The sequence below is a fragment of the Mycobacterium gordonae genome (genome assembly GCF_017086405.1).
GTDB lineage: Bacteria > Actinomycetota > Actinomycetes > Mycobacteriales > Mycobacteriaceae > Mycobacterium > Mycobacterium gordonae_D.
The window spans coordinates 7,071,328-7,096,883 of record NZ_CP070973.1 but is presented as its reverse complement, the minus strand read 5'-3'; the positions used below and the strand labels follow the sequence as shown (position 1 = coordinate 7,096,883).

The following is a 25,556-nucleotide window of genomic DNA, read 5'->3' as shown; positions in this document are numbered from 1 at the left end:
CGGGCAGATAGCACTGCGGGCGGCCGCCCGCGCAAGAGTGAAGCCTTGGGCTCGGGTACCGCACGGAGGCTAGGAGACCAGTGTCAGCTCGGATTACAGCGCTGCGGCTCGAAGCCTTCGAGCAGCTCCCCAAGCATGCGCGCCGCTGCGTCTTCTGGGAAGTCGATCCGGCGACCCTCGGCAAGGACGAACACCTCGCCGACCCGGAATTCGAAAAGGAAGCATGGCTGTCCATGGTCATGCTGGAGTGGGGATCTTGCGGCCAGGTGGCGACGGCGGTACCCGACGAACGCAGCCAGACGGATCCGCCGTGTCTGGGATACGTCCTGTATGCCCCGCCGCGTGCCGTGCCGCGCGCCGGCCGCTTTCCCACCGCGCCGGTCTCGGCGGACGCGGTGTTGTTGACGTCCATGGGGATCGAACGCGGGCAGGCCGACGACGATCTGCCACATCAGCTGATCACCCGAGTCATCGAGGAGCTGATGCGCCGGGGTGTGCGGGCGCTGGAAGCATTCGGACGCACGCAGGCGGCGACCGAGCTACAGGAACCGGTGGATGCCGACGTGCGACCGGTGCTCGATGCCCTCGGCGACTGCTCGGTCGAACACTGCATCATCGACGCCGACTTCCTGATCGACGCGGGGTTCGTGGTGGTCGCGCCGCACCCGTATTTTCCGCGGTTGCGTCTCGAGCTGGAACAGGGGCTGGGGTGGAAGGCCGAAGTCGAGGCGGCCCTGGAGCGACTGCTGGAGAACGCTCAGTTGCAGCAGCCGGTCGGAGCGGCCTCTGCCGCTTCCGCGGGCAGCCACACCGCAGAGATCAGGAACCGCTGAGCCGGCTGGCCCGCTCGCGCTCCACGGACAATTCGTGGGCGAGCAGTTCGGCGAAGGTGAAAGTGCCCGTGGGACGGTCGTTCTTGCCCAACAGGTACAGCCGCTTGACCGCGGCAAGAATACCTTCGGCCACGGCGTCCCGGGTCTGCGTTGAGACGAGCATCTCCCGGTCACCCGGGTTGGTGATGTAACCGACGTCGACCTGGACGGTGGGCATCCTGGTCAACCGCAGCAGATCCCACGTCCGGCCGTGTACCCGGCAGTCACGTAATCCGGTGCGAGCCACCACTTCCCGCTGAATGAAATCGGCGAGGTTGCGCCCGATGGTGGATACCGAGCCGTGCGAATTGCCGAAGTGGAAGGACGCAACGCCGTTGGCCGACGGGCTGGTCTGGGTTTCGCAACGCAGGCTGATCATCAGGTCTGCGCCAACGGAATTGGCCGTGGCCGCGCGTTCGGCGTCAGACGGACTTCGGTTGGTCGGCCGGGACAGGAAGGTCTCCATGCCGATGGCATTCATCCGGCCCTCGAGCCGACTTGCCAAATCCCACAACACGTCTGCCTCGCTGATCGGGCCGGCCGGACCCTGGGTGATCAAACCGTGGTCGCCACCGCCGCGGCCCGGATCGATAATGATCCGCTTACCCGACAATTTGGGACCGGAGCTGCGCACCAGCTCTTCCTCGCGAATCGCGTGCGGCGAACCACCGCTGACCCGAGAACTCAGAAAGTACAGAGACCGCAACGTTTCCGGGCCGCAGATGCCGTCCGCGGACAAGCCGTACTCGCGTTGATAGGACATCAGCGCATTGTGCGTCTGCAAGCCGAAATGTCCGTCGACCAAACCGGTGTAGAAACCGAGGTCCTGCAACCGGGCCTGCAGCGTCGCCACGTCGTCGCCGTAGAGGGGGGCACCGAACTGGTGATACAGCGTGCGCGCACCAAGGCGGTAGGACGCTTCCTTCAGCGCGCGGTAGGTGGCCTCGCCGACGACGCCGTCGACCAGCAGCCCACGATGTTGCTGAAAGGCCCGCACCGCATGGTCGAGTTCGCCGTCGAACACGTCGACCGCCACGTGCCTGCCGGTGGTCAGGTCGTCGTCGGCGCTTTCCAGCATTCCCAGCGCGGCCAGCGCCGCCCGGATCTCGGTGACAGCGGACCCGCGGTCGCCGCAGCGCAGCGCGTCGCCGTCTTCGCGGCGCGGACTCGGCATACCAAGGGCCCTCCGGGACTCATTGACATCGCTGACAAAAGCAGCGCAGTTAATCGCTATTGTCGCAGATCCTCGCCGATATCGGGAAAAGCCCAGGCCAGTCCGGGGCTCGTTTCTGCAAGGAGAAGCGCGCGACAGCGGTACTCAGGACAGGTTGGGAACGGCGTCGGCGAGCTCGCGCAGCAACGCCGCCTTGCCCTTGGCGCCGACGATTCGTTTCACCGGCTCGCCGTCCTTGAACAGGATCAGCGTGGGGATGGAGACGACCTGGAAGTCGCGTGCGGTCTCGGGGTTGGCGTCCACGTCGATCTTGGCGACTGTGAGCGCGTCCGACCGTTCGGCCGCTATCTCTTCCAGCACTGGGGCCACCATCTTGCATGGCCCGCACCAGGTGGCCCAAAAGTCCACCAGCACAGGCTTATTGCTGGACAACACGTCGGTGCCGAAAGAGGCGTCGGAAACCTCGATCGTGGCGGACTTGCCGGAATCGCTCATCGTTGTGCTCCAATCAATTCGGTACTGTCGGCGGGTCCGGTCGCTTCGTGGTCGGCCAGCCACCGCTCGGCGTCGATGGCCGCCGCACAGCCGCTGCCGGCCGCGGTGATGGCTTGCCGGTAGGTGCGGTCCACCAGGTCGCCGGCGGCGAACACCCCATCCAGGGAGGTGCTGGTGGTGCGTCCTTGCACGAGCACGTAACCGTCCGGGTCCACCTCGACGGCGTCGCGGACCAGTGCCGAGCGCGGTTCGTGGCCGATCGCGACGAACACGCCGGTGACCGGCAGCGTCGTCTCCTCCCCGGTCACGGTGTCGCGCAGGCGCAGCCCGGTGACCGAGGTGTCGCCGTCGACCCCCAGGACGGCCTTATTGGTCAAGATGGTGATCTTCTCGTTGGCCTGCGCCCGGGCGAGCATGATCTTGGAGGCGCGGAACTCCTCGCGGCGGTGCACCAGGGTGACGCTGCGGGCGAACCGGGTGAGGAAGGTGGCTTCCTCCATCGCGGAGTCGCCGCCGCCGATGACGGCGATGTCCTGGTCGCGGAAGAAGAAGCCGTCGCAGGTGGCGCAGGAGCTGACCCCCCGGCCGAGTAGTTCCTGCTCGCCCGGCACCTGCAGGTAGCGGGCGGCCGCCCCCATGGCGAGGATCACGGCGCGCGCCCGGAACGTGTCGCCTTCGGCGGTCACGACGGTCTTGACCGGCCCCTCCAGCGACACCGATTCGACGTCCTCCATGCGCAGGTCCGCGCCGAACCGCAGCGCCTGCTCGCGCATCTGGTCCATCAGTTCGGGGCCGGTGATGCCGTCTCGGAACCCCGGGTAGTTCTCCACCTCGGTCGTGGTCATCAGCGCACCGCCGAACGAGATGCCCTCGAAGACCAGCGGCTTGAGTTGCGCGCGGGCGGTGTAGAGGGCTGCGGTGTATCCGGCCGGACCGGAACCGATGACGATGACATCGTGGATGGTGTCTGAGGAAGCGGTCATGCGTGCCTTTCGGAACGGAGGCTGATCAGTGAACGTGATCTGCAAATCCTACGAACGCCAGCGTAGGCGCGGGTGTTCCCGCCTGCGACGCACGACACTGACGCGTGCCGGCTAGGCGCGGGGGATCGCGGTCGTGGCCAGTAATCCGGTGTCGGCGGCGCTGCAGTTCAGCGCCACCGCGTAGGCCACCAGGGTGTCGGCGGTGTCGCCGCGCAGCACCAGCAGCACTCCGGGCCGGGCGTTGACTTCGACCGGCCGGGCGCCGAGCACCCGTTCGGTCGCGGGATAGCCCAGCCCGCCGAGGCAGGATGCGCGCTGGGAGGCGTTGCCCAGTGCGCCGAAATCGGGCGGGCGATGCGTCAGATCACGGATCTCCACATCGGACAGCGGGATCACCGGTACCGGAGTCGACACGGTGATGTGATCAGCGGTGACGGCCGTACTGGGCGCCGATTCCGGCTCGTTGAGCAGGGACGCGGTTCCGACGGCGATCGCCGCCACCGCCGCGCACAGGCCGGCGACGGCGGCGACGACACGAGCGGGGCGCAGGGGCGGTCGGGCGGCATGAGCGGCGCGCTGACCCCGCGGTGACTCGGCAACGGCGGCGACGACTTCCGGCGGAGCGTCGGGTGCCGGGGCCGTTGCGGCGGCGGCCACATCGCCGCGCACCCGCTGCAGTGCCTGCAGCGTGGCCGCCGCCTGCGGGTCGTGACGGATCCGCCGGCGCACGCGGGTCGCGGTGTCGTCATCGAGGAGCCCCGCCTGCAGATCGGCGAGGACCTCGACCGTCAGTGGCGGATCGTCCTCGGCGGCAGTCATCCGCACCAGTGTCCGCCATCGGCGGATCAGGGGCTAACTCGCCCCGACGGCGTTGGCACCGGCGCCGAGGTACCCCAGCAGATAGGCGAGCCTGGTGCGCCCGCGAGCGCACCGGCTCTTGACCGTGCCCTCGGGCACCCCCAACAGCCGCGCCGTCTCGGCGACGGTGTAGCCCTGCATATCGACGGCGACCAGCGCGGCGCGCTGCTGGATCGGAAGTCGCAGCAGTGCCCGCTGCACGACGATCGCCGTGTCCACCTGGGACGTGCGGTCGGCGACCGGGTGCACGTCCTGGAACTCGACGGTGGGTCGGGCTTGACTACGACGAAGCCGGTCCAGGCAGGCGTTGAGCACGATGCGGTGCAGCCAGGTGCCGACCGTGGCGTCGCAACGGAACGAGCTGGCACTGCGGTGCGCCGAGAGCATCGCCTCCTGGACCACGTCGTCGGCGTCTTCGCGGCTCAGGCTGGTCAGCCGGGCCAGCCGATAGAGCTGCCGGTGATGGCGGCGGAACAATTCGGCGAAGGCGTGGCAGTCGCCGGCCACATGTGCGGCCAGCAGTTCGGCGTCCGTGTGCTGTCGTCCCGCTCTGCAGAAACCCACCGCCGGACGGTAACCAATCGGTGGGCGCCCGGCACTTCACCCGAAGGTCAGGAGGCGGCCTGGATCGTGATGTCGGAGACGTCGGCGCGACTCTTACCGTCGGTGGTGCCCAGGGTGGAGATCCACACCAGCAGGTTCGACGTCGGCGCCGACGCGTTGACCTGAATGGTGTTGTGCCCGGGCTTGAGCGTGGTGGCCGGGGTCAGCACGGTGGTGTCCTCCAGCTTCGACGGACTCGGCGAGGAGGACGATCGGATCTCAACCTTGGTCCCGGTGCTGGAGATGTCGATGCCGACCACGCCGACCACCGTCGGCTTGGGCAGTTGCAACATCAAGCCGACCCCGTTCTTGAAGCCAGGGAAGGGCACGGCGTCGGAGTAGGTGTCGGTCTGCCACACGGTGGTCGGGTTGCCGTCGATCGCGTTACCCGCATCGCCGGGGTTGTCGGCGTCGCCGCCGGGGGAGAAAACGGTGGCTTTGGTGGGCTTGACGAAGCTGCCGGACGGCGTCGAGTTGCCGGGTGACTCCGAGGCTGCCGACGACGTCGGGTTGTTCAGGCCGAGCTGATCGCCCTTGAGGCCGCTGCCGACATCACCGAAGATCTCGCTGACCACCGAGGCGAGCACCAGCAGTGCCACCAGCAGGACGGCCGCTCCCGCACCGAGGCCGATCAGGATGTTGCGACGCCGGCGGGAGTAAATTTCCCCGCCGCGCTCGGCGGCGCGTCGCGGGGATGCCGGGGCCGGGGGTTCGGCGATCGGGCCGATCACCTCGGTGCGGTCAGCCACCGCGGTGGCTTGCTGTAGCAGGTTCAAAAGCGTTGAGGCGCTGCGTATTCCGCCGTCTTCCTGGACTGAGCGGACAGCCACCGCGGAGATCTGGAACGGGATGTCACGGTCGACCACGGTCGGTTCGACGGGGTGGCCGCCGGCGTCGCGGTCGGCCGGCGCCAGCCCGCTGCGTGTCCCGGACTCGGGCAGCGGCCAGCGGTTGACCAGCAACGCGTACAGCGAGGCCCCGATACCGCGGATGTCGTCTTGCGGGTTGGCGTCGGGCATGGTGGCGGGGTAGGCCAGCACCACGTCGCCGTCGATGCTCACCCGGACCCGGCCGGGATGGTCGATGGACAGCGCGACCCCGGCACGGTGTGCGGCGTCGGCGGCGGCCGCCAGCGACTGCATCGCCCGGATGGCCCCCACCGGCGACGGCGAGGTGTCGGCGACTTCCTGCAGGGACCCGCCGCGGATCCATTCCGAGACCACCAGACCGCCGGATCCGGTGTGCACGACGTCGAGGATGCGGGCGATACCGGGCTTGTCGATCCGGCTGAGCCGCAGGGTGCGGGACAGGATTTCCTGCAGCACGTCGTCGGGCAACGAGCCTTCGGGATCGATGAAGGTGAGGGCGACCTGCCGGTCCAGCGCGGTGTCCAGGGCCTGCCAGAAGTGCAGGGGCGGCGTGCCGCCGTGGGAGATGAGCAGCCGGTAGCGGCCGTTGGCGATGCGGGCCCCGGGCACCAGGTTGAGGTCGTCCTGCGGCGGGTCGGCGTCGCGTTCGCGGGGTGCATCGAACGGGATGGGTCCGCGCGGGTCCACCTCGCGGTGGAGTTGATCCCGTGACGTCGTGCCCCGACTCGGGATGTCGGGCTGGAAGTCGTCGCCCGCCATCGAACTCGGTGCTGCGTTATCCGAAGTGCGGTCGGTCACCTCCGGTCCTTTCCCTAGCCCGGCCCTGGCTACCGGAGGTCTGCGCCGGATCGGCTCCTGGACCGCATGTTCCCCCGGCAGGGACGAATTTCTTTGCTCAGGGTACGTGACGGGGCGACCCGCGGACGACACCGTCGCCTTGGCCGAGGGCGGCTGTCCGCGTCGGATTCGGCGGCGGACAGCTGCGGCGGCCGCCTGCGCTTCGGGGACACGCGCGCCCACCATCACCGCCGCCAGTATCGGCACCATGATCACGCCGAGCACGAACAGTCGCAGCAGTGAGCCCACGCCGCCGTGCTCGGTCCACCGGTGCAACCCGAGCAGTCGGTCGGCGACGTGGGCGACCAGCCCGGCCAGCAGCGACGCCGAGATCGCCACCAGGATCGTGCGCACCGTGCCGAGGTCGACCAGCGGACCGCCCTTGGGGCGTAGGCTGCGGCGCAGCAGGAAGTGCCCGACCACGGCGCCGGCCAGAAAGCCCAGCCCGTTGGCCGTTCCGAGGTAACCGGCGACCAGATCCTTGTTGTCGGTGACACGCGGGGCGAGCAACGAGCCGCCGATCTTCACCGCGGTGATCACCATGATGATCACGATCGGCGTCCACGGCTGCTCGCGGGCGTAGAAGACGCGCAGTTGCAGCAGCACCAGCGCGTAGGGGATCAAGGTGAACGCCGACAGCGCGATCGCCGCGCCCAGGTATCCGGCGTCCACCTGTCCGAAGTGCCCGTAGGCGAACAGCGCGCTGCCCATCGCCGGTCCGCCGACGGTCATGAACGCCACCGCCGGGATCAGCGTGATCATGGTCAGCCGGGTGGCCAGCGACAGGTCGGCCAGTACCGCCGGGATGTCGTCGGCGGCGGCGTTGCGGCTCAGCCGGGGCATCACCACCGTCAGGATCGTGACGCCGATCATGCCGAACGGCAGCATCAGCACCAGCCAGGTGTAGTTGTAGATCGCCGGACCGGACGCGGCGGCCGAGCTGGCGATCTGGTTGCCCACCACCAGGCCGAGCTGGCTGATCAACACGTAGAGCACCATGGCCGCGGCCATGGTGCCGAAGCGTTTGAGCCGATCGTCGAGTCCCCACAGTGGGCGCAGGCTGATGTGCTCGCGTCCGATGGCCACCAGCAACACCGCGGTTTGCGCGAAGACGCCCAGGGTGGTGCCGACGCCGAGCACCAGCAGCTTGGTGTTGCCCATCTCGACGGGATCTACCGACAGTTCGCCGGGAACGCCGAGATAGATGCCCAGCGTGGCGATCGCCACGACGTTGTTGACGACCGGCGCCCAGGCCGGCGGCCCGAAGACATTGCGGGTGTTCAGGATCGCCATGAACACCGAAGACAGGCCGTAGACCAGCACCTGGGGAAGCAGCAGATAGGCGAACGCGGTCGTCAGGGGTTCGTTGACCTCGGGGTTGCGGCCCAGCATCAGCCGCACCAGTAACGGGGCCGCGGCCACCGACAACACGGTGGCCACGATGAGCAGGGTGGTGGCCAAGGTGACCAGCCGGCGTACGAAGGCCGCACCGCCGTCGGGGTCGTCCTGCTCGGCGCGCGCCAGCACCGGTACGAAGATGGCGGTGAACGTCGCCTCCAAGACCAGGGCGGCCACCAGGTTGGGCAGCTGGTTGGCCACCGAGAACGAGCTGGACAGTGCCGCACCGAGAATCGCGGCCAGCAGGACGATCCGCGCGAAACCGGTGAGTCTGCTGATCAGTGTGGCGAAGGCCATGCCCCAGGACCGTGACACCACCGCGGCGTCGGACAGTTCTTCCTGGCGCGGCCGCTTGGGCGGGGCGGGTTGGCGTTGTTGCGGTGTCCAGCCCGGGCGCGGCGGCAGACCCGGCGGCGGCACCGTGCTTCGCGGTTGGGACAGCTGATGTCGGGGCGGTTGCGACGTCGGCCGCTGCGCGGCCGCCGGCTGCACCCCCCGGGGTGCGGGGTTCATACGCGATGCTCTTCGTGGACCCGTCGCTCGATCGCCGGCGGACCCGGCGCCCGCGTAGCCGGTCCTGCGGGCGGGGGGTCGGGACGGTCGAGGTCGGCGCGGTCCGGCTGGCCGCGGAAGCGGTGCCACAGTCGCCGCCCGGCCAGGGCGACCAGCACCGCCGCCGCGGCGAGCGTGATCGCGAACAGCACCTTGCCGTAGGCGTTGGAGTGCACCGACAATCGGACCGGCTCGCCCAGCACCGTCCCGTCGGGGGTCCGCAGGCCCACGTCGATGGCGACCCGCTGGGTGAAGTTGACCTCGATGGGGACCCGCAGCGGCAGGTAGCCCGGCGGCAATTCGATCTCACCAAGATCGGTGACCGTCATGCCGGGCGGCGCGTTGACCTGCAGCCGCACCCGGATGGGCACCGCAAGGCCGTTGTGCAACGCCAGCGGCAGCGGGCTGTGCTCGGTGGCCAGCGTGTAGGAGCCGCCCGGGTTGACGATCGTGACCGAGCCGAAGAAGTCGTTGATCGTGGTGCCCACCACCGCCAGACGTTGCTGGGCCAGGCCGTTGCGGGTGTCGGGTGGTACCGACTCGCTCAGCGCACGCAGCATGTCCTCGCGCAGCGGGGCGGTGTACTGCGGCCCGGTCAGGCCGGTGCGCTCATCGGTCATCAGGGCCGAGGTGAGCTTCCACAGCCGGCCCACCTGGCCGGCGATCTGCCCGGTGACGTCATCGCTGAACCTGCCCCGCTCCGACGGGTAGGCGCCGGGCGGCACCGGGGGTTCGATCCGGGCGGCGGCGTCGGCGACCAGCGCCGGCAGGGGCGGGGCACGGCCAGGCCGGAATGGATGGAGGTGGCCAGCGCGGTCAGGATGAACTGCGCGTCGTCGCTCTGCAGCGACCAGACTGCCGGCGGCACCAGGATCTGGGTGCGCGGAGCGGCTTCCGGGTTGAGGCTGCGCCACAGCATGGCCCCCAGTGCGTCCTGGCGCCGGGCGGTGACCGAATCGTGATTGACCCGGATGGACAGCGACGGGTCCAGATAGGTCGGGACGGTCGGGTTGGTCCCCGCCGCGGCCAGCGCGGCCCCGACGGCCGGGTCGAACGGCGCCGCCACGACCTGCGGTGAGAGCCGGCGCGGCGTGACGTTGGCGCTGCCGGCGTCGGCGGCGTCCTGGGCGGTCAGGTCGGCGGCGGCCACCGCGACCGTGTCGTCGTTGGCGTTGAGCAGGGTGACGGCGCGGCCGGTCAGCGGGCCGTCGGGCAGCAGCGCCGTGCCGCGGACGGAGGTCACGTCGAGGATGCGGTCGATGATCTCGCCGTTGCTGACAGTCGCGGTGGAGCTCAGCCCGGGGTCGTTGACGCGCTGCAGGGCGTCCAGGTCGGCCTGGGCATACGGCAGCGGTGCCACGCAGGTGCGGTGGGCCAGGGCACGCAACCGGTTGAGCCATGTCGTTGCGGCGGCCTGGCCGGTGCCCGGGTGGGTGGGGGTGCCAGGGAGTTGCGCGGGCCCGTCAGCTGAATTGGAGACCACGTAGCCGCCGGTCATCGCGTTGACGGTGACCATCAGGTCGGGGTCGACCGCCAGGCACAGCGCGCGCCCGACGGCGCCGTCGGGGTCGACGTCCCTGCTGGTCGCCAGTTCGGCCGCCGACAGCAGGGTGTCGAGGCGGCCGCCGTTGGCCAGGGAGTTGGCCAGGTCGTCGTCGACCAGTCGGACCGGGATGGTGCCGCCGGGGACACCCGGCGCGAGGCGGGGACGGTCGGCCAGGGGCCACAACATGGTGATCCACACCGGCTTGGTGGTCTCGGGAGCGACGGCGGGGGCGGCCTCGGCGCCGCCGGCTTTGTCCGGGGGGACACCCACCACCGGCAGCAGGAATCGCGCGTTATCCAGTCGTGCGGGCGCGCCATAGTCGGGAGTGCCGTTGACGTTGACCAGGACGGGGAAGATGCCGGGCTTGTCGACGGCCAGCGACGGCGTGGTGAGCGAGCGCAGCGGCGCGGACAGGGTGAACCCGGCTTGCTGACCGCGCTGCAGTTCGGGAGAGACGGTGAGGAAGTCCGCCGCGGCCTCGTACTGGTCCGTGCTGCCGTCCAGTGAGGTCCGCAGACCGGTCGAGGCGGAAACGGCGGAGGCGTGCTCGAGGCGGACCATCACGTCGCGGACTGGGCGGTCGCCGATGTTGGTGACCATGCCGCTGACGGTGACGACGGGGTCGCTGGTGGTGGTGACGACGTCCGGCGACACCTGATCGATGCGGACCTGGACGAAGGGGGTCGCGGTGGGTTCGCCCGCGCCGGCACGCGGTGCGGTGAGCAGCATCCCGAAACCGGCCAGGATGCCGATCACTGCGGCGAGACGCACCAACCTGGCCCAGCGGGAGAACGGCGCCGTCACGGCCCCCGCCCGTGACCGTTCTTCTTGCCCGGTTCCGGGTCGTTGGCGTGACGGGTGCGCGAGTGGGTCTGGGGCCGCCGAGGGGCGCTCGGCGGGAGCGGCGGAAGCGCCTGCTCGCCGTCGTTCTGCAGCTTGTCGATCAGTTCGTCGGCCCGTTCGGCCAGGCGGCGTTCGTCGGCGTAGGCCAGCCGGACGGCAGTTCCCGAATCGGCACCCACGCCACCTCGGCCACCTCCAGGTCTTCGTCGCACAACTCCCCACCCAAGAACCGCATCAGATAGTGGTGCACGGTCTTGTGCACCCGTCGTCCGTCGGTGACGAACCAGTAGTCGATGCGCCCCAGCGCGGCAAGCACGCCGCCGCGGATCCCGGTCTCCTCGGCGACCTCACGGATGGCGGTCTGCTCGGCAGTCTCACCCATCTCAATGTGGCCCTTGGGCAGCGACCACAGCATCCTGCCACGCCGGTCGATGCGCCCGATGAGGGCGGCCACCTGTGTTTCGCGGGGCCCGTCGATGCCGTCGATGACCAGCCGCCGCGGCGGAGGTTTCATGCACGGTGCGCATCCGGTCGGGGGCTCGACGGGGCCGGGGGCGCCGCTTGGCAGCGGCGGCCGGGGTGGGTACCGTGTCGGCGGCCGGCGGGCTTTCCGTATTGTTCTCAGCCGGACGTGCGCCGCCACGACCGCGACGCCGGCCCCGGCGTCTACGTGGTTTGGCTTGTTCGCCCTCCGACACCCAAGCGATATTAGCTGGCACGGGCCGGTGTTCCTGATGCACTCGCCGTCAGTGGGCACCTTTGGTCACCTGAGTCACGTCTGGCTCAGGCGTCACTCTGATCTCCGGATTGGTCGGTCGGGTGTTTGCCCGTGTTTGCCCATAGCGCTTCGAGTGTGCCGTGACGGCGGGATTCTGCCTGCCTGGGCGCCGTGGACGCACACCCGAAGCCGTGGACGCACACTCCAAGCGCCAGGACGTGCGCTGAGTCACCACGGCATTCCTATTAGGCTCACCGAACGTGGCCGAAACCATCCCGGATGCCGAACTGCTGACCGCCGCCGCGGTCGCGTTGCATCAATACGCGCCCCAGTTGCGCGAGCTGGGTGCGGCATTCGCGGCGGCCGGTCACGAGTTGTACCTGGTCGGCGGGTCGGTGCGCGATGCCGTGCTGGGCCGGCTGAGCCCGGATCTGGACTTCACGACCAACGCGCGGCCCGAGCAGATTCAGGCGGTGGTGCGCCCGTTCGCCGACGCGCTGTGGGACACCGGCATCGAGTTCGGCACCGTCGGTGTCGGCAAGGACGGGCACCGGCTCGAGATCACCACGTTCCGGGCGGATACCTACGACCAGGTGACGCGCCATCCCGAGGTGCGCTTCGGCGATCGGCTGGAAGACGACCTGGTGCGCCGCGACTTCACCGTCAACGCGATGGCGGTACGCATCACCGCCGAGGGCCTCGGGGAGTTCCTCGATCCCCTCGGCGGCCTGGTGGCTCTGCGGGCCAAGGTGCTCGACACTCCGATGCCCCCGGAGGTGTCTTTCGGCGATGACCCGCTGCGGATGCTGCGCGCGGCGCGGTTCGTCTCCCAACTCGGCGTCATCGTGGCGCCGCGGGTGCTGGTGGCGATCGAGCAGATGGCTCCGCAGCTGGCCCGGATCAGCGTGGAGCGGGTGGCGGTCGAGCTGGACAAGATGCTGCTGGGGGGCACCCGGTAGCCGGCATCGACCTGCTGGTGCAGACCGGGATGGGTGAGGTGGTGCTGCCCGAGATCGGCGGCATGCAGATGGCCATCGACGAGCACCACCAGCACAAGGACGTCTACCAGCATTCGCTGACCGTGCTGCGCCAGGCGATCGAACTCGAGGATGAGGGGCCCGATCTCGTGTTGCGGTGGGCGGCGGTGCTGCACGACATCGGCAAGCCCGCCACCCGGCGCCACGAACCCGACGGCGGGGTGAGCTTCCACCACCACGAGGTGGTCGGGGCCAAGATGGTGCGCAAGCGGATGCGGGCGCTGAAGTACTCCAAGCAGATGGTCGACGACGTCTCGCAGCTGGTGTACCTGCACCTACGGTTCCATGGCTACGGCGAGGGCAAGTGGACCGATTCGGCGGTGCGCCGGTACGTCACCGACGCCGGGCCGCTGCTGCCCCAATTGCACAAGCTGGTGCGGGCGGACTGCACGACCCGCAACAAGCGCCGGGCCGCCAGGCTGCGGGCGTCCTATGACCGGCTGGAGGAGCGGATCGCCGAGCTGGCCGCTCAGGAGGATCTGGACCGGGTGCGTCCGGACCTGGACGGCAACGAGATCATGAGGCTGCTCGACATCCCGGCCGGGCCGCAAGTGGGGGAGGCGTGGCGGTTCCTCAAGGAGCTGCGGCTGGACCGGGGGCCGCTGTCGAACGAGGAGGCGACGGCGGAGTTGTTGGCGTGGTGGACGACGCGCAAGTCCGACCGAACGCAGTAGTGCAGTAGTGCGACTCCGCTGAATACGTGAAGTCTTTCGCCGGCACCGGCCAGCGCGGCACCGACCGGGATCAGCACGGCATAGGCAGGGAACCTGTCGCCGCGGATTCCCGTCAAAACCGGCATGGATTACTGCTTGGGCGGAGAAGACGGTGCGGCATCCATCTGGAGTCGGATACCGGATCTGGACCTCGACAGCGATGGCACCCTCGACGCGATCGGGCTGGATCTGGACGGTGACGGTCTACGGGACGATGCACTGGCCGATTTCGATGGCGACGGCCTGGCCGACCATGCGGTGCTCGACGTCGACGACGACGGCACCCCGGAGAGCCATTTCGTAGACGACGGGTCGGGAACGTGGGCGGTCGCGGTCGACCGCGAGGGGCAGGTCCGGTGGTTCGGCCTGGATGGAGTGGAACACCACGGTGGTCCATTGGTCGACTTCGACGGGCACGGGCGTCCCGACGATCGGCTCTTCGACACGGACGGCGACGGGATGGCCGACCGGGTGGTCTGCGCCGGGGGGGAGTGACCGGATATCTCGATACCGATGGCGACGGGACCTGGGACCTTCGTCTGTCGGATACCGACGGTGACGGTTCAGCCGACGGCGCCGCGGCGGTATGAATTCATTTGAAATGGAGAACGGCTAATGATTCGGCACCAATAATTCGGTCGCTCCACGGTTTGACAGGCTCGCATTTCTCGTGTGCACTAAACCACCTGGTTAATGCCTGTGTATCAACGGCATTGAGTGAAGTGACAGCCCGCCGACGCTGGTCTACTTTTACGCAGACCCGAGCTCGGGGAGTGCAATTAATTGAGGGAGACGTAAATAATGGCAAACGCGACCGTTGTCACTCCGGAACTGCTGCGTAGTACTCAGCAGCGAATTGAAACACGATTGCAGGAGGCTGTGGCGATCGCCAATCAGTACCTCAGTGGTCACGAAAACATCATCAGCGCCACCGGGTGGGCGGGCGACGCCGGCTCGACCTCGCTGAACACGGCGGGTCAAATCCACCACGATCTGCAGCAGATCATGTCGGGTGGTCAGCGGCTGGCGCACGGACTCGGCCAGGCCGCGGTGCTGATGGAGAACCACGAGGCAGACGCGGCGCACGACCTCAACGGCGTCTTCGGCGGAGGAGCCCAAGCGGTCTGAATCGCATCGTTGTTTCGCTCCGGAATTGCTGAACCACCCACGTAAGGAATCACCGTCATGACAGATCAGATCGTTTACAACCACGGCGCCGTCATCGGCTTCGCCGGTGAAGTCGGTAGCCAGGCCGCGCAGCTGATGGAAATCCACGCCGACGTCCTGCACATGACCCAGGCGCTCGGCGACTTCTTCCAGGGCCACGGCGCGACGGCTTTCTTCGACGCCCAGCAACAGATGTTGCACGGGCTGGAAGACCTTATCCAGACCGTCAGCCGACACGCGCACACCGTGCAGAACGTGGACGAAATGGCCCAGGCTACCGATGCCCAGCTGGGCACCTTGTTCACCTAGCAGGTTTGAGCGGGCCGACGGGGCGCATGCATAGCGTGCGCCCTTGGCCTGCATTGAGGGACAACGTGTTAACGACCACCGTCGACGGGCTATGGGCCCTGCAAGTGCTCACCGGGATCGAGACGATCGCGCCTGAGCTGGGTCTGCGGCCGCATCTGCCCAGCGTGGAGCCCAGGCCACTCGCCCTGCACCATCCGGTCGCGGCCGAGTTGCGTGACGCCGGTGTCATCGACGGCGTCGATGCGGTGGATCCGGCGGTGGTGGAGTGGCTGACGGTCCTGTCACGCCGCGATGTCGCGCTGATCATGCAAGTCCGTGCGCCCGGTGACGGGGAACCGGCCCGGGTTTTGCTTGCCAGGTTCGCGCAGTGGTGGGTCACCCTGGAGCGGTCCGCGGATTTGATCCGCATCCGCGGCGCGGGTGTGGCGACCGCCGAGGCAACGGCGAGCACGGTGCTCAACAGAGAAATCGAGCGGCTGTGCGGCCAACACGAGCCGGCGCCGCTGCGGCCCGTAACCCTTGACGCCGCCGCGATGCGGGCCGCGGCGGCCGGCGGGCAGACACTGCACGATTTCCTGGCTGGACAGCGCCTCGACGCCGACCAGCTGCGACTGCTGACCCTGGCCGCAGACTCGAACCGGTCGGCACAAGCCTCGATCGTCGCCACCCAGTCGGGAGTGGAAACGGGGCGTTTCGGACGAACCCATATCGACCCGGGCGCGGTGACCATCGCCGACACCGAACAGGGGCGGTTGGTTGCCGAGGATGTCGAATCCGGAGGACAGCCGTGGATCATCATCGGCCCCGGCACCACCGGCAATATCGCCGCCGCGATCACCCGCATGATGCGGCGCCTGCCGGCTCATCAGGACTGGCACTCCTACCGCAAAGTTGTGTAGTCGAGAGGGATCACCGACGTGTTAGTAATTGCGCTGTGACGAATACGTGGAACGCAGGTCCGAACGCCGCCGAACCGACCGGGCGTTACCAGCACCAAGAATCCGTCTCGGGAACGCTACGCATTTCCGATATGGTGGCACCCCGCAAAGTCCCGCCCGGCTCGGGTTGGCGCAAATTCCTTTACGCAGTGTCGTTCCAGACCATCAATCTCGGGGAGTCGCCCGCCGAACGGCACTACCGGGAACTGCAGACGCGCATCCGGCGCCACATCCGCAAGCAGTACGTCATCGGAGTGATCTCCGGCAAAGGTGGCGTCGGCAAGACCACGATGACCGCCTGTATCGGTGGAGTGTTCCGGGAATGCCGCCCGGACAATGTGGTCGCGATCGACGCCGCCCCCGGGTTCGGGACGCTGGCCGGCCGCATCGACGAGTCTCCACCCGGGGACTATTCCGCTGTCCTGAACGACACCGACGTCCAGGGCTACGCTGACATCCGGGAACACCTGGGGCAGAACAGCATCGGGCTCGACGTGCTGGCCGGCAACCGCGCGTCGGACCAACCGCGGCCGTTGGTGCCGTCGATGTTCACCGGAGTGCTGTCCCGACTGCGCCGTACCCACACCGTCATCGTGGTCGACACCTCCGACGACCTGGAGCACCCGGTGATGAAGGCGGTGCTCGACGCGTGCGATGCGCTCGTGTTCGTCTCGGGTTTGACCGCCGACACCTCGCTGCCGGTGACACGCGCTATCGACCTGCTCCGCTCGATGGGTTTTCACGAATTGGTGTCCCGCAGCACCGTCATCCTCAACGACAGCCGAAATAAATACGATCCGGATGCCCGCAAATACCTCACCGAGCGCTTCCGGCAATCCGGGGCGACGGTCGAATTCATGCCTTACGACCCGTATCTGGCCAAGGGCGGCATCATCGACACCCGCCATGAACTCAGAAAGCAATCACGACTTCGGTTGTTCGAGATCACCGCTGGGTTGGCCGACAAATACATTCCGGACGCCGACAGGCCACGTTAATGGCGAAGGTTTCATTTCCGGCACGGTGTGCGGTTGCCGTCGTCTGCGGTGAGCACCTGCTGTCCCAGGTCTACCCGGCTTCGGTGCCGATCGAGGTGTTCCTCGACAATGCCGTGGAACTGCTCAACGACGAGCTCAAGCGCCGTGGGCTAAGCGGGCTGGACGCCGGCACCGGCTACGAGTTGCACAAGGCCAACGGGGTGCGGCTGGATGTGACCAAGACGCTCGACGAACTCGGCGTCGAGGATGGTGCCACGCTGACGCTGGTGCCCGCGGTTGACGGGGAGTCCTTCGAGCCGCAATACGAGTCGCTGTCCACCGGGCTGGCCCGGGTGGGTAAGAGGCTCTTCGAACCGGTCACGGTGCGAACCGCTGTCCATACGGCGCTGGCCATCACCGCGGCCGCCGCCGCCACGCTTGCGGGCCTGGCTGTGCGGCAACGCATTTCGACGGACGCGCTGACGCCCAGCATCCTCTCCGGAGGTGCCGGGCTGTTGACGGCCGGAGGGGCTGTCGTGGTGTGGCGGTGGTGGCCGCACCGAACGGACATGATCGACGGGCTGGGGTGGCTGGCCGTACCGCTGTTCGCGGTTGCCCTGGCCGGCGGCGCGCCGGGGCATCTCGGAGCGGCCCACATCTTCATCGCCGCGTTGACCGCCGCGGTCTCGACCTGGGCAATCACCGCCGCGACCGGACGGTACCTGAGTTCGGCAGCGGCGGTGGTGACGCTGTGCACCTTGGCGGGAACAGTCGCAGCCGTGCGGATGTGGTGCCCCGTTCCCGGCCAGTGGTTGGGCATGTGCACCCTGATCGCCCTGCTGTTCCTGCTGACCGTGGCACCGACGATCGCGCTGTGGATTGCGCGGATCCGCCCGCCGTACTTCGGCTCGATCACCGGGCGCGACCTATTCCGGCGCGGCTCGGGACTTCCTGCCGATGCCGTCTCTCCGGTGAGCGAGGGCAGCGAGGGCGCCGACGAGGACGCGAACCCCGACACCACTCCGCGGGGCGCGCAGATCGCCGCGGCCGCGATCCGGGCCAACCACGTGTTGACCGGAATCTGCGTGGGTGCCGCGGCAGCGTTGCCCGCCGCGGTGTGGTCCTCGCTGATGCCGGGCCGTCACCGCGCCACGGCCGCCGCGGTGCTCGCCGCGCTTTTCGTGGTGATCTTCATCAGCCGGGGGCGGGCCTTTGCCGACAAACGCCAAGCCGTTGCGCTGGTATCCGGGGCGGCGACCGCGACCTGTGCCGGTGTCGTCAAATATGTCGTGCACGAGCCGGCGTCGTCGGCCCAGGCACTCCTCGCGGCGGCCGTGTTGCTGGTTGCCTTCGCGAGTGCCGGGCTGTTGGCGGCGTTGCTCGTTCCGGTAACGAGGTTCACCCCGCTGGTCCGGATGGCCGCCGAATGGGTTGAGATCGCGGCCATTATCGCCGCACTGCCGATGGCAGCCTGGATCGGCGGCCTGTTCAACTGGGTACGGATGCGATGACCCGGCCAACTGCGACCGGTCGGCGGCTGTGCGCCGTTGCGCTGGCCGGTCTCGTCGTCAGCGTCTCCACGAGTTGTCCCGTCGCACAGGCGATTCCACCGCCGACGATCGACCCTTCCCGGGTCCCCGCGGACGGCAGGCCAGCCGCTGACCAGCCGATGCGACAAAGCAATATGTGCGCGCGAACGATCACCGTGGCCGATCCCAATGTTGCGGTCACGGCGCCGGGTTTCACGATGCTCAACATCGGCAAGGCCTGGCAGTATTCGACCGGTAACGGGGTGCCGGTGGCGGTCATCGACACCGGGATCAATCCCAGCCCGCGGCTTCGGGTGGTCGCCGGCGGCGATTACATCATGGGCGGCGACGGCCTGATGGACTGCGACGCCCACGGCACCATCGTCGCGTCGCTGATCGGTGCGGCGCCGCAGGGCAGCCCGATGCCCGCCCCGATGCCGGCCACCCCGGCCTTCCGGCCGCCGGCCGGACCGCCGCCGGTGGACAGCGCGCCGCCGCCGCCCGGGGGCCCGCCGGCGCCACCCGCGCCGCCGCCGGCGCCCACCCCCGTCACCGTCACCGAAACCAGACCGGCACCACCGCCACCGCCCGGTGATGAACCGTCCAACGCGCCCGGGGACCCCGGCGTCGGGGGGACCGACGTTGCGGAGGTGCCAGCCCCGCCGCCGGGAGCACCCGACGGCGTCGTGGGGGTCGCACCGCATGCCGTGATCATCTCGATCCGCCAGTCCTCGCGGGCGTATGAGCCGGTCAATCCCGGACCGGGCGACACGGAGGTCCGCAAGAAGGCGGGCTCCATCGCCACGCTGGCCAGCGCCATCGTGCACGCCGCCAACATGGGCGCCAAGGTGATCAACATCAGCGTGACATCCTGCGTGCCTGCCGCCGACCCGCTGGATCAGGCGGCAATCGGCGCGGCCGTGTGGTACGCCGCCACGGTGAAGGACGCGGTGATCGTCTCCGCCGCCGGCAACGACAGCGAAGACGGTTGTGCCCAGAACCCGTCGTTCGACCCGTTGGATGCCTCCGATCCCCGCGACTGGCACCAAGTGAAAACCGTGTCCTCGCCGTCGTGGTTCTCCGACTATGTGTTGGCGGTGGGGGCGGTCGACAACACCGGAGCGGTCATCGCCAAGAGCCTGGCCGGGCCCTGGGTGGCCGCGGCAGCGCCCGGTGTCGGCATCATGGGGCTGTCTCCGCAATCCGGTGGTCCCGTCAACGCCTACCCGCCGATCCGGCCGGGCGAGAAGAACATGCCGATCTGGGGCACCAGCTTCTCCGCCGCCTATGTCAGTGGCGTCGCCGCCCTGGTGCGGGCCAAGTATCCGGGTCTGTCCGCCCACCAGATCATCAACCGCATCATCCAGACGGCACACAATCCACCGCGTGGAGTCGATAACCAGGTCGGCTACGGAGTCGTCGATCCGGTGGCCGCGCTGACCTTCGACGTGCCTGCGGGGGAACGACTTCCGCCCGCGTCGCACAGCAGGATCGTCACGCCGGCGGCCCCGCCGCCCCCGCCCGATCACCGCGCCCGCACCGTCGCGTCGATCTTCGGGGCGCTCGTCGTCGCTGTCGTGGCGGCAGCGGCGCTGATCACCCGGGCACGGCGGGCACGATGACGCACCGCAGCGGGCCGGCCGTCATCGCCGGCATCTTCCTCGCCACTCTGATCGGCTGGGCCGGCGGCGGATATATCGGCGCCGCAACGGGTTTGGCACTCGGACTGGGTTTCGCAGTGGTGCCCTGGCGGGGCCAGACCGGCTGTTCGTGGCTCACCTTGTGGTGGCGGCGCCGCCGTACGTTTCGGTGGACCGACCCGCATACGGTGGCCAACGACCGGGCCGGCGGGGGCGTGCGCTTCCAGGACGGCATCGCGGTCGCCGCGGTGCAACTGCTGGGCAAGGCTCACACGCCCACCGTCTTCACCGGCTCCACCTCGACCCACACTGACAACGCGGTTGACATCGCCGAGTTGGCACCGCTGCTGCGGCAGAACCTGGGGCTACAGGTCCAGTCGCTCAGTGTCGTGAGCACCGGTGCCCGGCGGCGAGCCACCGGGGACTATCCCCGGGTCTACGACACGTTGATCGGCACCCCACCGTACGCCGGGCAGCGCGAAACGTGGCTCGTCGTAAGAGTTTCGGCGCTGGCCAACGTGGATGCGTTGCGGTCCAGAACCTCGGTGGGCACCGCGACGCTGGCCGCCGCGCAGCGGATCAGTGCGGCGATGCGGCAGCGGGGCATTCGCGCCAAGGTGGCAACAGCCACCGACATCGTCGAGCTGGAGCGCCGACTGGGCGCCTCGGCGCTAGACGTGCTGAACCGCCGGTGGGGTTCGGTGCGAGGAGAAGGGGGCTGGCTGACCACGTACTGGTACCGGCCGGCGGATATCAACTCCGAGAACCTGGCACAGGCGTGGGCGACCCGAGCCGACGGAATCACGCAGAACGTCACACTTTTCGACGACGGAAGCCTCACCGCTACGGTCACCATCCGCAGCGCGCAACCGCCGACGGCGCCGCCGGGCATGTTGTTGCAGACATTGCCGGGCGAGCAGGCCACGGCTCTGGCTGCCAACCTGTGCAGGCCGCTGCCGCAGCTGCGCGGCATCCGGCACGGGCCCTTGGCCGGCCCGCTTGTCATGCCGATCGGCCCCTCCGGAGTCCTGCTGGGCAAAGTTGAGGCCGGGAACAGGATGATGTTGCCGCTGGATGATCCGGGCGAATTCAGCCGGGTCCACATCGCCGCCCACGATGCACTTGCCAAACGCATCGTGGTGAGGTTGGCCGGAGCGGGCGAGCGAATCACGGTACACACTCGAAACACTAAGCGCTGGAACAGTGTTCGGACACCGGATATCGCCGTCACCGAACTGGCCAAACCGATGACGGGTACCACGGTCAGCGTGGTCGACGGAACCGTCACTCCCGCGCCCCGCCCGAATACGGTTGTTTCCGTGGGGGAGCCGGGTGCCCAGTACCGTGGCTCGGCGAATGTGCTGATCACCGAGGTCGGCCCGGCGACCCTGTCGGTCGTGGCCGGCGGCCGGGTTCACACTGTCGAGGTAGAGTTGTTTCGCGCCGAGAATCGTTATGTGTCAACCGAGCCCGGCAGTCTGCGCAGCGGGGACCTGGCAGCCGCGGATGCGCCATGACCAGCAGCACCATGACCGCCGCCGCACGCAAGCGGTTCGACCAGGGAATGGCCTTGCTGGACAGGGATCCGGTGGAGGCGGGGACCCGGTTCCGCGAGGCGACGGAGATCGATCCGTCGATGGCCGACGCCTGGCTGGGCCGGATCGCCGCGGGCGACGAGTCGTTGACGACGGTGCAGCAACTGTACAGCTACGGGTCGCGACTGCACCGGGAGACGAACCGGCTCGGAGTACGACTCGCTGCCCCGATCAAAGCCGGCCCTTATCTGTCGATTTCGGTGACGGAGGCGTCGCACGCGGGGTTGTCGTTGGCCAGCGCTCTGGTCGATGCGGGCCGGTACGGGGAGGCGGACACGCTGCTGGGTGATGCCGCCCTGCTGGACACTTGGGAAAATCACCAGTGGCAGCAGTACATTCAGGCGTATCTCATGTTCGCCACACAACGGTGGCCGGACGTGATTTCAGTGGCGGCAACGGTTCTCCCGCCACAAGCCATCATCATGTCCGCGGTCACCGCCGCCACCTGCACGCTGGCTGCGCACGCGGCGGCCCATCTGGGCCAGGCACGTGTTGCGCTCAGCTGGACCGATCGGGTGGAGGTACATCCGATTGCCGCCGGCCCGCGCCGTACCCGCAACGAGAACGCCATCACCGCAATCGATCCCGGAGACTATCCGCTGATCGCCGCCGACCTGGCTTATGTGCGGGGGATGGCCCACCGCCAGCTCGGCGATGAAGCACAGGCGCAGGAGTGGCTGTCCAGGGCCACTGTCAACGGTGCGTTGATGGTGTCCGCCAAGCAGGCGCTGGCCGACACCAGTCTGCAGCTGCTGATTACCGACGAGGAGACCATCGGCACCCGTACGGACAAGTGGGATTTCAGAACCCAGCGATCGGCACAGCAGCGCACCGATGCCGAACACGAGGAGCGGCGAAACCAACTGCTGCAAGAGGGTCGGGCGCTGCTCGACAACCAGGTCGGACTGGCCGAAGTCAAGCGTGCGGTCGCCGAGTTGGAGGACCAGATCGAGGTGCGGGCATTGCGCCTGGCCGCCGGATTGCCGGTGGCCAATCAGACCAACCACATGTTGCTGGTCGGTCCACCGGGTACCGGAAAGACGACCACCGCCGAAGCGCTGGGAAAAATCTACGCTGGCCTGGGCATCGTCCGTCACCCCGAGATCGTCGAAGTGAAGCGGGCCGACTTCTGCGGCGAGCACATCGGGGCTTCCGGACCGAAAACCAATGAGCTGATTGACCGTTCATTGGGGCGCGTGTTGTTCATGGACGAGTTCTATTCACTGGTGGAACGCCACCAGGACGGGCGGCCGGACATGATCGGCATGGAGGCAGTCAACCAGTTGCTGGTGGCACTGGAGGTGCACCGGTTCGACTTCTGCTTCATCGGTGCCGGGTACGAGAAGGAAGTCGACGAATTCCTCACGGTGAACCCGGGTTTGGCCGGACGGTTCAACCGCAAGCTGCGCTTCGAGTCGTACACGCCGCAGGAGCTGGTGGAAATCGCGGTGCGCTACGGCAACCCGAGAGCAACGGTGATCGAACCGGCCGCGGCCGAGGCGCTGGCGGCGGCCTGCGCGACCTTGCGTTCGTATCAGGCCCCGGATGGCACGCACGGCGTCGACCTCATGCAGAACGGTCGGTTCTCCCGCAACGTCGTGGAACGCGCTGAGCGGCTTCGGGATTCGCGGGTGGCCGCCCAACACCGCAGCGCCAGGGGATCGGTGACGGTCGATGACCTACGGACCCTGCGCACCCGGGATGTGATCACCGCAGTGCGCGAGGCCTGCGCCGAAAAGCACGTGCCGATCGAGCTGTAGGGCTACACCTCGACGACGACCGCCCCGCCCTGACCGCCGCCCGCGCACATCGCGGCTACGCCGATCCCGCCGCCGCGGCGCATCAGTTCATAGGTCAGCGTGGTCACCATCCGCGCGCCGGACGCCGCGATCGGGTGACCGAGACTGCAGCCGCTGCCGGAGAAGTTCACCTTCTTCTCGTCGATGCCGTACTCCCGGCAGGCGGCGATCGGGACCGAGGCGAACGCTTCGTTGATCTCCCACAACGCCACGTCGTCGACTGAGAGCCCGGCTCGCTGCAGCACCGTGCCGATCACCTTGACCGCGCCCAACCCACAGTCCCGGGGCGCCACACCGGCGGCAGCCCAGGCGCGCACGGTGCCCATCACGGTCAAGCCCTGCGCGGCGGCATAGTCGGCGTCCACCAACGCCACCGCCGCGGCGGCGTCATTGGTCCCGCTGCTGTTGCCGGCGGTGATCGAGAAGCCCTCGATCTCCGGGTGCAGCACCTTCAGGGCGGCCAGCTTCTCCACCGTGGTATCGCGGCGAGGGTGCTCGTCGACGGCGAACTCGGTTACCGAGCCGTCGAACTGGGTGATCTTCAGCGGCAGGATCTCGTCGGCGAACTTGCCGGCGTCCTGCGCGGCTACGGCACGTTGGTGCGAGCGGGCCGCCCAGGCGTCCATCTCCTCGCGGCTGATGCCGACCGACTGCGCGGTGTTCCACCCGACGGTGATCGACATGTCCTTGGCGGGGGCGTCCGGCGTCTCGACGTGGGTGGGTGGCATCCAGCGCTCCTCGAATTTCAGCTCGGGGCCGGGGATGCGCCAGTTGGTCAGCGGCGTCATGGACAGCGACTGCACGCCCCCGGCGATCAGCACCCGCTCCATTCCGGAGCCGATCTGCGCCGCGGCGTTGCCGATCGCGGTCAGGCTGCCGGCGCAGTGCCGGTTCACCGACTGGCCGGGCACGTGCTCGAGGCCGGTGGCGCTGGCCGCGTAGCGGGCGAGATCACCGCCGCCGTAGTGGGATTCGGCGAAGATAAGGTCGTCGATGTCGGCGGGGTCGACGCCGGAGCGGCGCACCACCTCGGGCAGCACCGCGGTGATCAGCGTCTCTGGCGGGGTGTTGACGAGCGTGCCCTTGAAGGACCGGCCGATGGCCGTCCGGACGGCGCCGACGATTACGGGTGTGGCCATGGTCTAACCTCGCACTTCCTGCCGGGGGATCAGGCCCTATCGTAGCAAGTACGGTATTTACAATAGTAATCTGTGATGTAACGCAGTCGCGCCGAAGTCAGCCGGCCCGTATTACCGGGGCGGCCGGGGGTGGCCCGGGCGGCGGGTAGCCCGGCGGTGGGTACTGCGGCGGCGGATAGTAGGGCTGGCCGCGAGGGAGTGGCGGGTACTGCTGCGGAGTGCCCTGCGGCGGGTAAGACCCGCCGGGCGGCGGGCATGGCCCGGGGCGGGCTGGCGGCAGGTAGTTCCGCGGTGCCGCGGGACGGTGTGGGGTGCCCTTGATCGCGCGGACGATCGCCCCGATCGTCACGCCCGAGCCGATTGCGATGAGGATCCAACCCATGCTGTGTTGGACGCTTCGTACGCGTTCGTACGACCGGGTGCCGTTCCGGTAGTCCCTGCAGTTCTCGCCGGGGTGGACCACCTTTTGGTGGCACGTCACCGGGGCCACGGTGATGTAGTACGCGCCGCCCAGGATTGCGGCCAAGCCGATGACCATCGCCAGCACGTGCGTGATTTTCATCGGGACCCTCCTGCACCGTTGATCCCGCCGATATCGTCGGCTGGTCATCGATACTGCGCCCGATGTGTCGGAGTGTCGGCTTTGCTGGCCCGCACTGCCCTCGTCACACCCGGCAGGGGCGCCGCTTGGATCCATCCGTGCGCTGAGTAGGACGCGGCGCTGCCGCGAAAGGCTATGTTGGACAATAACTTTAACCGCAAGGCGGCGCTTCGTCCGTACCCGGCCCGGTGCCGGCGACGGGCCGGGGGCACCCACGCGGGCCAGGCCGCAGGCCACCCCCGCCGCCTTTCGCCCAGCGCGCCCCGACCCGACAGCTCGATTAGTGCCGTTTACGCACCCGTTACGTCTAAACTGCTGCCAGGGTTTGACACGCCGCACGAACTCAATGAACGGAGTGATTCGG

The 25,556-nt window shown here is 68.4% G+C and carries 17 protein-coding genes and 4 pseudogenes; 11 read left to right on the top strand and 10 right to left on the bottom strand.

Going from position 1 to position 25,556, the window contains the following annotated elements:
- Positions 1-80: 80 nt before the first annotated feature.
- Positions 81-833, top strand: a complete 753-nt coding sequence (locus JX552_RS30650; protein WP_205875518.1) for an acetyltransferase — start codon at positions 81-83, stop codon at positions 831-833.
- On the opposite strand, the gene JX552_RS30645 is transcribed toward JX552_RS30650, so the two are convergent.
- The 8 genes and pseudogenes from JX552_RS30645 to JX552_RS30610 all read right to left on the bottom strand — a co-directional run bounded on the left by JX552_RS30645 (position 820) and on the right by JX552_RS30610 (position 11,728).
- A complete protein-coding gene (locus JX552_RS30645) occupies positions 820-2,046 on the bottom strand; it encodes an N-acetylmuramoyl-L-alanine amidase (RefSeq protein WP_205875517.1) in 1,227 nt (408 codons plus the stop codon). The genes JX552_RS30650 and JX552_RS30645 overlap by 14 nt on opposite strands.
- A 144-nt stretch (positions 2,047-2,190) precedes the next feature.
- Complete coding sequence (gene trxA / locus JX552_RS30640; RefSeq protein ID WP_205875516.1) at positions 2,191-2,541, bottom strand: thioredoxin; 351 nt, start codon at positions 2,539-2,541, stop codon at positions 2,191-2,193.
- Entirely contained in the window at positions 2,538-3,524 is a 987-nt protein-coding gene (trxB, locus tag JX552_RS30635) for a thioredoxin-disulfide reductase (protein WP_205875515.1), read from the bottom strand. Before trxB ends, trxA begins: the two co-directional genes overlap by 4 nt.
- 111 nt (positions 3,525-3,635) lie before the next feature.
- The gene (locus tag JX552_RS30630; protein ID WP_205875514.1) at positions 3,636-4,343 is read right to left on the bottom strand and encodes a hypothetical protein; all 708 of its coding nucleotides are present in this window, start codon (positions 4,341-4,343) and stop codon (positions 3,636-3,638) included.
- Positions 4,344-4,376: 33 nt separating this feature from the next.
- Positions 4,377-4,946: an RNA polymerase sigma factor SigM gene (gene sigM, locus JX552_RS30625; RefSeq protein WP_205875513.1), complete on the bottom strand. Its 570-nt coding sequence runs from the start codon at positions 4,944-4,946 to the stop codon at positions 4,377-4,379.
- A 47-nt stretch (positions 4,947-4,993) separates the two neighbouring features.
- Entirely contained in the window at positions 4,994-8,602 is a 3,609-nt protein-coding gene (gene murJ, locus JX552_RS30620; protein ID WP_241010784.1) for a murein biosynthesis integral membrane protein MurJ, read from the bottom strand.
- A pseudogene (locus JX552_RS30615) lies at positions 8,599-10,991 on the bottom strand (hypothetical protein). Before JX552_RS30615 ends, murJ begins: the two are co-directional and overlap by 4 nt.
- Positions 10,988-11,728: pseudogene (locus JX552_RS30610) on the bottom strand (NUDIX hydrolase). The pseudogenes JX552_RS30615 and JX552_RS30610 overlap by 4 nt, the downstream one beginning before the upstream one ends.
- A gap of 280 nt (positions 11,729-12,008) precedes the next feature.
- Here JX552_RS30610 and JX552_RS30605 point away from each other — a divergent pair.
- The 10 genes and pseudogenes from JX552_RS30605 (at position 12,009) to eccA (ending at position 23,413) form a co-directional block, all read left to right on the top strand.
- A pseudogene (locus JX552_RS30605) lies at positions 12,009-13,459 on the top strand (CCA tRNA nucleotidyltransferase).
- Positions 13,460-13,582: 123 nt separating this feature from the next.
- Positions 13,583-14,088 (top strand): annotated as a pseudogene (locus JX552_RS30600) (pullulanase).
- A gap of 211 nt (positions 14,089-14,299) precedes the next feature.
- Entirely contained in the window at positions 14,300-14,626 is a 327-nt protein-coding gene (locus JX552_RS30595; protein WP_205875512.1) for a WXG100 family type VII secretion target, read from the top strand.
- Between the two features lie 57 nt (positions 14,627-14,683).
- The gene (locus tag JX552_RS30590; protein WP_205875511.1) at positions 14,684-14,974 is read left to right on the top strand and encodes a WXG100 family type VII secretion target; all 291 of its coding nucleotides are present in this window, start codon (positions 14,684-14,686) and stop codon (positions 14,972-14,974) included.
- Between the two features lie 65 nt (positions 14,975-15,039).
- Positions 15,040-15,873, top strand: a complete 834-nt coding sequence (locus JX552_RS30585; RefSeq protein WP_205875510.1) for an ESX secretion-associated protein EspG — start codon at positions 15,040-15,042, stop codon at positions 15,871-15,873.
- Positions 15,874-15,908: 35 nt separating this feature from the next.
- Complete coding sequence (locus JX552_RS30580; RefSeq protein ID WP_241010783.1) at positions 15,909-16,910, top strand: MinD/ParA family ATP-binding protein; 1,002 nt, start codon at positions 15,909-15,911, stop codon at positions 16,908-16,910.
- On the top strand, positions 16,910-18,400 hold the full coding sequence (gene eccD / locus JX552_RS30575) for a type VII secretion integral membrane protein EccD (protein ID WP_205875508.1): 1,491 nt from the start codon (positions 16,910-16,912) through the stop codon (positions 18,398-18,400). The genes JX552_RS30580 and eccD overlap by 1 nt, the downstream gene beginning before the upstream one ends.
- A complete protein-coding gene (gene mycP / locus JX552_RS30570) occupies positions 18,397-20,040 on the top strand; it encodes a type VII secretion-associated serine protease mycosin (RefSeq protein ID WP_205875507.1) in 1,644 nt (547 codons plus the stop codon). Before eccD ends, mycP begins: the two co-directional genes overlap by 4 nt.
- Complete coding sequence (gene eccE, locus JX552_RS30565) at positions 20,037-21,575, top strand: type VII secretion protein EccE (protein ID WP_205875506.1); 1,539 nt, start codon at positions 20,037-20,039, stop codon at positions 21,573-21,575. The genes mycP and eccE overlap by 4 nt, the downstream gene beginning before the upstream one ends.
- Positions 21,572-23,413: a type VII secretion AAA-ATPase EccA gene (eccA, locus tag JX552_RS30560; RefSeq protein WP_205875505.1), complete on the top strand. Its 1,842-nt coding sequence runs from the start codon at positions 21,572-21,574 to the stop codon at positions 23,411-23,413. The genes eccE and eccA overlap by 4 nt, the downstream gene beginning before the upstream one ends.
- Before the next feature lie 2 nt (positions 23,414-23,415).
- Here the strand turns inward: eccA and JX552_RS30555 are convergent, their stop codons facing one another.
- Positions 23,416-24,591 carry a thiolase family protein gene (locus JX552_RS30555; protein WP_205875504.1) on the bottom strand — a complete coding sequence of 392 codons (1,176 nt, stop codon included), beginning with the start codon at positions 24,589-24,591 and terminating at the stop codon, positions 23,416-23,418.
- 97 nt (positions 24,592-24,688) lie between these two features.
- On the bottom strand, positions 24,689-25,153 hold the full coding sequence (locus JX552_RS30550) for a hypothetical protein (RefSeq protein ID WP_205875503.1): 465 nt from the start codon (positions 25,151-25,153) through the stop codon (positions 24,689-24,691).
- Between the last annotated feature and the right edge of the window lie 403 nt (positions 25,154-25,556).

Coding starts and splice junctions, on each gene's coding strand:
- JX552_RS30645 (WP_205875517.1), bottom strand. CDS start 2,046: ATGCCGAGTCCGCGCCGCGAAGACGGCGACGCGCTGCGCTGCGGCGAC.
- trxA (WP_205875516.1), bottom strand. CDS start 2,541: ATGAGCGATTCCGGCAAGTCCGCCACGATCGAGGTTTCCGACGCCTCT.
- trxB (WP_205875515.1), bottom strand. CDS start 3,524: ATGACCGCTTCCTCAGACACCATCCACGATGTCATCGTCATCGGTTCC.
- JX552_RS30630 (WP_205875514.1), bottom strand. CDS start 4,343: ATGACTGCCGCCGAGGACGATCCGCCACTGACGGTCGAGGTCCTCGCC.
- murJ (WP_241010784.1), bottom strand. CDS start 8,602: ATGAACCCCGCACCCCGGGGGGTGCAGCCGGCGGCCGCGCAGCGGCCG.
- JX552_RS30595 (WP_205875512.1), top strand. CDS start 14,300: ATGGCAAACGCGACCGTTGTCACTCCGGAACTGCTGCGTAGTACTCAG.
- JX552_RS30590 (WP_205875511.1), top strand. CDS start 14,684: ATGACAGATCAGATCGTTTACAACCACGGCGCCGTCATCGGCTTCGCC.
- eccD (WP_205875508.1), top strand. CDS start 16,910: ATGGCGAAGGTTTCATTTCCGGCACGGTGTGCGGTTGCCGTCGTCTGC.
- mycP (WP_205875507.1), top strand. CDS start 18,397: ATGACCCGGCCAACTGCGACCGGTCGGCGGCTGTGCGCCGTTGCGCTG.
- eccE (WP_205875506.1), top strand. CDS start 20,037: ATGACGCACCGCAGCGGGCCGGCCGTCATCGCCGGCATCTTCCTCGCC.
- eccA (WP_205875505.1), top strand. CDS start 21,572: ATGACCAGCAGCACCATGACCGCCGCCGCACGCAAGCGGTTCGACCAG.
- JX552_RS30555 (WP_205875504.1), bottom strand. CDS start 24,591: ATGGCCACACCCGTAATCGTCGGCGCCGTCCGGACGGCCATCGGCCGG.
- JX552_RS30550 (WP_205875503.1), bottom strand. CDS start 25,153: ATGAAAATCACGCACGTGCTGGCGATGGTCATCGGCTTGGCCGCAATC.